Here is a 7,592-nt window from a genome sequence, read left to right on the forward strand (position 1 = left end):
AGGCGAGACTTCGTGTCCGCGAACAGCTTCGGCGCCCGTGACACACTGCGCGTGGGTGACGCGTCGTACGAGATCTACCGGCTGGACAGGGTCGAAGGGTCGGCACGCCTCCCGTACAGCCTGAAGATCCTGCTGGAGAACCTGCTCCGCACCGAAGACGGCGCGAACATCACCGAGGCCCACATCAACGCCCTCGGCCAGTGGGACCCGTCGGCCGCGCCGAGCGTGGAGATCCAGTTCACCCCGGCCCGCGTGATCATGCAGGACTTCACCGGCGTCCCGTGCGTCGTCGACCTGGCCACCATGCGCGAGGCGGTGCGCGACCTCGGGGGCGACCCCGACCGCATCAACCCGCTGGCGCCCGCCGAGATGGTCATCGACCACTCGGTCATCGTCGACTACTTCGGCGGCCCCGACTCCTTCCGGCGCAACGTCGAGAAGGAATACGAGCGCAACCACGAGCGCTACCAGTTCCTCCGCTGGGGCCAGACCGCCTTCGACGAGTTCAAGGTCGTGCCGCCGGGCACCGGCATCGTGCACCAGGTGAACATCGAGCACCTCGCGCGCGTGGTCATGATCCGTGAGGGCAAGGCCTACCCCGACACGTGCGTCGGCACCGACTCCCACACGACGATGGAGAACGGCATCGGCGTCCTCGGCTGGGGCGTCGGCGGCATCGAGGCCGAGGCCGCGATGCTCGGCCAGCCGATCTCGATGCTCATCCCGCGCGTGGTCGGCTTCAAGCTGACCGGCAAGCTCCCGGCCGGCGCGACCGCCACCGACCTGGTGCTCGTCATCACCGAGATGCTGCGCAAGCACGGCGTGGTCGGCAAGTTCGTCGAGTTCTACGGCGAGGGCGTCTCCTCGGTGCCGCTGGCCAACCGGGCCACGATCGGCAACATGAGCCCCGAGTTCGGCTCCACCTGCGCGATCTTCCCGATCGACCAGGAGACGATCAACTACCTCACGCTGACCGGCCGGTCCGACGAGCAGATCGCCCTGGTCGAGGCCTACGCCAAGGAGCAGGGCCTCTGGCTCGACCCCTCCGCCGAGCCCGCCTTCTCTGAATACATCGAGCTCGACCTCGCCACCGTCGTGCCGTCGATCGCCGGTCCGAAGCGCCCGCAAGACCGCATCTCGCTGAGCGAGTCGAAAGACGTCTGGCGCCGTGACGTGCGCGCCTACGTCGCCGACTTCGACGGCGACGGCGTCGACGAGGCCGTGCGGGAGTCGTTCCCGGCCTCCGACTCGCCCGCCTCCAACGCCCGCGCCGGCGCGCCCCGCCCCCACAAGGCGGTGCCGGTCACGCTGGCCGACGGCACCTCGTTCGAGATCGACCACGGTGTGGTGACGATCGCCGCGATCACGTCGTGCACCAACACGTCCAACCCCTATGTCATGCTCGGCGCGGCCCTGCTCGCCCGCAACGCGGTCGAGAAGGGCCTGACCCGCAAGCCGTGGGTGAAGACCTCGCTGGCGCCGGGCTCGCAGGTCGTGACCGGCTACTTCGAGCGGTCGGGCCTCCAGCCCTACCTCGACAAGATCGGCTTCAACCTGGTCGGCTACGGCTGCACCACCTGCATCGGCAACTCGGGCCCGCTGCCCGAGGAGATCTCGGCCGCGATCCAGGCCAACGACCTCGCCGTCACGGCCGTGCTGTCGGGCAACCGCAACTTCGAGGGCCGCATCAACCCCGACGTGAAGATGAACTACCTGGCCTCGCCGCCGCTGGTGGTCGCCTACGCGCTCGCGGGCACGATGGACCTCGACCTCAACAACGAGCCGCTCGGCACGGGCGCCGACGGTGAGCCGGTGTTCCTCGCCGACATCTGGCCCGAGCCCGAAGAGGTCTCCCGCGTCGTCGCCGAGTCGATCGGCCAGGACATGTTCCTGCGCGACTACGCCGACGTCTTCAAGGGCGACGACCACTGGCAGTCGCTGCCGATCCCGACCGGCAACACCTTCGAGTGGGACCCCGCGTCGACCTACGTGCGCAAGGCGCCCTACTTCGAGGGCATGCCCGCCAAGCCCGAGCCGGTCACCGACATCGCCGGCGCCCGGGTGCTGGCGGTGCTGGGCGACTCGGTCACCACCGACCACATCTCGCCCGCGGGCTCGATCAAGGCCGGCACCCCCGCCGCCGACTACCTGCGCGAGAACGGCGTCGAGGTCAAGGACTTCAACAGCTACGGCTCGCGCCGCGGCAACCACGAGGTCATGATCCGCGGCACCTTCGCCAACATCCGGCTGAAGAACCTGCTGCTCGACGGAGTGGAGGGCGGCTACACCCGCGACTTCACCCAAGACGGCGGCCCGCAGGCCTTCATCTACCACGCCTCGGCCAACTACCAGGCCGCCGGCACCCCGCTGGTGGTCCTGGCGGGCAAGGAATACGGCTCGGGCTCCTCGCGCGACTGGGCGGCCAAGGGCACCGCCCTGCTCGGCGTGCGGGCCGTCATCGCCGAGTCCTACGAGCGCATCCACCGCTCGAACCTCATCGGCATGGGCGTGCTCCCGCTGCAGTTCCCCGAGGGCGAGAGCGCGAAGTCGCTCGGCCTGACGGGCGAGGAGACGTTCGAGATCACCGGCGTCGAGGAGCTCAACCAGGGCCACACCCCGGCGACCGTGACCGTGCTCGCGGGCGACAAGCGGTTCGAGGCCATCGTCCGGATCGACACCCCGGGTGAGGCCGACTACTACCGCCACGGCGGCATCATGCAGTACGTCCTGCGCTCGCTGCTGACCAAGTAACCATCCCGCTCCACCGAGCCGCCCGGGTCACCCGACCCGGGCGGCTTTTTGCGTCCCGGTGGGCTGACCTTGGTTTTTACCTGGGCTTGGTGGGGAGACCGGGTTCTTTGCGGGTACGTTTCTTCATTGTTACCCCAGACAACAAACGTTACCGTCCTGTGTCTTTCTCCCACGTTGTCTTGGGCTTACGTTGTCTCAAACAACATTCACCCATTAGGTGATGCACACCCCCCAGATAGTCCCCCGGCCAGAAAGGACCCACGCATCATGCGCAAGGGGATCCTCAGCATCGGCGCCGCCTTCGCGGCCCTTTCCCTCGGTCTCACCGCGTGTGGCGGGGGTGACGAGGGCACGGAAGCCGCCCCGGCTACCACCGGCGCCGCGCCTGCGACGTCCGCCGCCGCTCCCGCCCAGGGCAAGATCGGCGTCATCCTCCCGGACAGCAAGTCCTCCGCCCGCTGGGAGACCGCGGACCGCAAGTACCTCGAAGAGGCCTTCAAGGCCGCCGGGGTCGCTTACGACATCCAGAACGCCCAGGGTGACAAGACCCAGTTCCAGACCATCGCCGACCAGATGATCACCGGTGGCGTGACCGTCCTGGCGATCGTCAACCTCGACTCGGGCACCGGCAAGGCCGTCCTCGACAAGGCGAAGGCCCAGGGCATCTCCACGATCGACTACGACCGCCTCACCCTCGGCGGCAACGCCGACTACTACGTCTCCTTCGACAACACCGCCGTGGGCAAGCTCCAGGGCGAGGGCCTGTCGAAGTGCCTCACCGACGCCAAGGCCGAGAAGCCGATCATCTCCTACCTGAACGGCTCGCCGACCGACAACAACGCGACCCTCTTCAAGGAGGGCTACGACAGCGTCCTGAAGCCGAAGTTCGACTCGGGCGACTACGTCAAGGGCCCCGAGGACTCGGTTCCCGACTGGGACAACGCCCAGGCCGGCACCCTCTTCGAGCAGCAGCTCACCAAGGAGTCGAAGATCGCCGGCGTCCTCGCCGCGAACGACGGCCTCGGCAACGCCGCCATCGCGGTGCTGAAGAAGAACAACCTCAACGGCAAGGTCCCGGTCACCGGCCAGGACGCCACCGCGCAGGGCCTGCAGAACATCCTCGCCGGCGACCAGTGCATGACCGTCTACAAGGCCGTCAAGCAGGAGGCCGACGCCACCGCGCAGCTGGCCATCGCGCTGGCCAAGGGTGAGAAGCCCGCCGCCACCGGCACCGTCAAGGACACCGACACCGGCGCCGACGTCCCGGCCGTGCTGCTGACCCCGGTCGCCATCTACAAGGACAACGTGAAGGACGTCGTCGCCGACGGCTACGTCACGAAGGAAGAGCTCTGCACGGGCGACTTCGCCGCCCTGTGCACCGAGGCCGGAATCAGCTAAGAGACATTCCGTCGGGTACGGCCCACGCTTCCAGTGTGGGCCGTGCCCCTCTCTCTGGAACCAGGAGTAGCCCATCGTGTCCACGGCACCCGTCCTGGAACTGCGCGGAATCGACAAGAGCTTCGGCCCCGTGCAGGTCCTTCACGATGTCGCCTTTTCGGTGTATCCCGGAGAGGTGACCGCTCTTGTCGGCGACAACGGCGCCGGTAAGTCCACCCTCGTCAAGTGCATCGGAGGGATCCACCCCTTCGACTCCGGCGAGTACTTCTTCGAGGGCAAGCAGGTCCACGTCAGCGGCCCCCGCGACGCGGCGTCGATGGGCGTGGAGATCGTCTATCAGGACCTCGCCCTCTGCGACAACCTCGACATCGTCCAGAACATGTTCCTCGGCCGCGAGCGCAAGCGTGGGCTGGTGCTGGACGAGGACACGATGGAGGAGATGGCGGCCAAGACCCTGCTGGGCCTGTCGGTCCGCACGGTCAAGTCGCTCCGCCAGCACGTCTCCAGCCTGTCCGGCGGCCAGCGGCAGACCGTCGCGATCGCCAAGGCCGTTCTGTGGAACAGCAAGGTCGTCATCCTCGACGAACCGACCGCCGCTCTGGGCGTCGCGCAGACCGCGCAGGTCCTGGAGCTGGTCCGCCGCCTGGCCGACAAGGGTCTGGCGGTCGTCCTCATCTCCCACAACATGAACGACGTGTTCGCGGTCTCCGACCGGATCGCCGCCCTCTACCTCGGCCGGATGGCGGCCCAGGTCAAGACCTCCGACGTCACCCACTCCCAGATCGTGGAGCTCATCACGGCCGGGCGCAGCGGGGAGCTCGGCCTGCAGAACGGCAAGGAAGCGACCGCATGACCACCACAGCGACTCCGGAAGAGAAGGCCGTCGTGGCCCCCGCCGCGACGCTGAGCCGGCAGGTCCGCGACTACGTCGACCGGGTGCGCGGAGGTGAACTCGGCGCCCTTCCGGCGGTCATCGGCCTGATCGTGCTGTGCACGGTCTTCGCGATCCTGTCGCCGGTGTTCCTGTCGCCGGTCAACTTCGCGAACCTGTTCACCCAGGGCGCGGGCGTCACCATCATCGCGATGGGCCTGGTGTTCGTCCTCCTCCTGGGCGAGATCGACCTGTCCGCGGGATTCGCGTCAGGCGTGTGCGCGGCCGTGCTGGCCGTGCTGCTCACCAACGAGGGCTGGCCCTGGTACGCCGCCGTGCTGGCCGCGATGGCGGTCGGCGTGGTGATCGGCCTGATCATCGGCTGGCTCGTGGCCAAGCTCGGCATCCCGTCGTTCGTGGTGACGCTGGCGGCGTTCCTGGCCTTCCAGGGCGTCGGGCTGATCCTGCTCGACGAGGGCACCAACATCTCGATCCGCGACTCGGTCATCCTGGCCGTCGCCAACGAGAACATGTACCCGTGGCTCGGCTGGACCCTGGTGGTCGCCGGCGTGCTCATCTACGCCGGTCTCCAGCTGCTCAACAACCGCCGCAGGTCGGCCCGCGGCCTGGTCACCGACCCGCTGACGCTGATCGCCGTGCGCGTCGGCGCCCTCGCGGTCGCGTCGGGCTTCGCGGTCTGGGTGCTGAACCTGGAGCGCAGCCGCAACCCCGGCGTCATCTCCCTGACGGGCGTGCCGGTCGTGGTGCCCATCATCCTGGTGCTGCTGCTGGTCTGGACGTTCGTGCTGCACCGCACCCGGTTCGGCCGGCACATCTACGCCGTCGGCGGCAACGCCGAGGCGGCCCGCCGCGCCGGTATCAACGTCGACCGGATCAAGATCTCCGCGTTCGTCATCTGTTCCTTCATGGCCTCCGTCGGCGGCATCGTCGCGGCCTCCCGGGCCAACTCGGTCGACCCGAACACGGGCGGCAGCAACGTGCTGCTGTTCGCCGTCGGCGCCGCGGTCATCGGCGGCACCTCGCTGTTCGGCGGCAAGGGCCGGGCCCTCGACGCCATCCTCGGTGGTGCGGTCGTCGCGGTCGTCATCAACGGCATGGGCCTGATGGGTTACAGCTCCAGCGTGAAGTACGTGGTCACCGGCGCGGTTCTGCTGCTCGCGGCGGGTGTGGACGCCCTGTCCCGTAAACGGGCGTCGGCAGTCGGCCGCCGATAGGGTGGGCCCGAACGACGACCCCCCGGCACCAGAGGCAGGACGCATGCTGCGCGCAGGTCCCTCCCAGGAGGAGATCCGCAGGCACAACCTCGGCACCCTGCTGCGCCACGTCCATCTCGGCGGTCCCACCTCGCGCGCCGAGCTGACCAGCCGCATGGGGCTGAACCGCAGCACCATCATGGCGCTGACGGCCGACCTCACCGCGGCCGGTCTGGTGCGCGAGGAACTGCCCAGGGAGACCGGCCGGGCCGGCCGCCCGTCGCTGGTGGTCCGGCCCGAGTCCTCGCGGGTCTACGTGCTCGCCTTCGACGTGGGCGTCGACCGTCTGGTCGCCGCCCGCGTCGGGCTGGGCGGGGTCATCCTCGACCGCCGCTGGGCGGTGCGCCCGCGCGGCGCCTTCGACCTCAACGAGTCGGTCGCCACGCTGGCCGGGTTCGCCCGCCAGATGCACCGCAAGACCCGGGCCGACACCGTCTGCGTCGGTGCGGCGGCGGCGTTCTGCGGCGCGGTGCGCAAGAGCGACGGCGTCGTGCGGTTCAGCCCGAACCTGGAGATGGAAGACGGCCCGTTCGGCGAGGAGCTGTCCAAGCGGCTGGCGCTCGGGCTGCCGGTCACCGTCGGCAACGACGCCAACCTCGGCGCGCTCGCCGAGCACACGCGCGGCACCGGCGCCGGGTGCCGCGACATCGTCTACATGCACGGCGACGTCGGCATCGGCGGCGGCATCGTGGTCAACGGCCAGCTCCTCGGCGGCGCGGCCGGCTACGGCGGCGAGGTCGGCCACATGGTGGTCAACCCCGGCGGCCGGGCCTGCGGCTGCGGTTCCCACGGGTGCCTGGAGGCCGAGGTGGGGGAGCGGGCGCTGCTGGAGATGGCGAGCAGCTCCGGCATCCACCGGCTGGCGGCCGGGCGCGGCCGCGACGGCATCCACGCGGTCGTCGAGGCGGCCGACCGCGGCGACATAATCGCGCAGGACGCGCTCCACCGGGTGGGCGACTGGCTGGGCATCGGCGTCGCCAACCTGGTCAACGTCTTCAACCCCGAGGTCGTCATCTTCGGCGGCACGCTGCGCGAGATCTATCTCGGCTCGGCCGCGCAGGTCCGCAGCCGCCTCAACCTGGCCACCCATCCCGCGCTGCGGGAGACCCTGCGGCTGCGCACCTCGGAGCTCGGCGACGACGCGACGCTGGTCGGCGCCGCCGAGCTGGCCTTCACGAAAGTGCTCGCCGACCCGCTGGAAGTGCTCGCGCGGATGAGCGGCTAGCTGTACTCGGTCACGACGTTGGTGACAGGCGGCTGATCGGTGGATGACCGTCGAGTGCGCTGTGACGTCGTCG

General features: G+C 69.2%; 5 protein-coding genes. All 5 read left to right on the forward strand.

All coding sequences use genetic code 11. From position 1 onward, the window contains the following. The first annotated feature begins 12 nt into the window (after positions 1 to 12). Positions 13 to 2,751, forward strand: coding sequence for an aconitate hydratase AcnA (gene acnA / locus ACYQ78_RS25195; RefSeq protein ID WP_459803369.1), 2,739 nt, complete (start codon positions 13 to 15; stop codon positions 2,749 to 2,751). A 267-nt stretch (positions 2,752 to 3,018) separates the two neighbouring features. Beyond that, a complete protein-coding gene (locus ACYQ78_RS25200) occupies positions 3,019 to 4,149 on the forward strand; it encodes a sugar ABC transporter substrate-binding protein (protein ID WP_459803370.1) in 1,131 nt (376 codons plus the stop codon). Between the two features lie 76 nt (positions 4,150 to 4,225). After that, on the forward strand, positions 4,226 to 5,002 hold the full coding sequence (locus ACYQ78_RS25205) for an ATP-binding cassette domain-containing protein (RefSeq protein ID WP_459803371.1): 777 nt from the start codon (positions 4,226 to 4,228) through the stop codon (positions 5,000 to 5,002). Then, positions 4,999 to 6,255 carry a sugar ABC transporter permease gene (locus ACYQ78_RS25210; protein WP_459803372.1) on the forward strand — a complete coding sequence of 419 codons (1,257 nt, stop codon included), beginning with the start codon at positions 4,999 to 5,001 and terminating at the stop codon, positions 6,253 to 6,255. Before ACYQ78_RS25205 ends, ACYQ78_RS25210 begins: the two co-directional genes overlap by 4 nt. 43 nt (positions 6,256 to 6,298) lie before the next feature. Beyond that, positions 6,299 to 7,519, forward strand: coding sequence for an ROK family transcriptional regulator (locus ACYQ78_RS25215; RefSeq protein ID WP_459803373.1), 1,221 nt, complete (start codon positions 6,299 to 6,301; stop codon positions 7,517 to 7,519). Positions 7,520 to 7,592: the final 73 nt, after the last annotated feature.

The organism is Herbidospora sp. RD11066, from assembly GCF_054661255.1.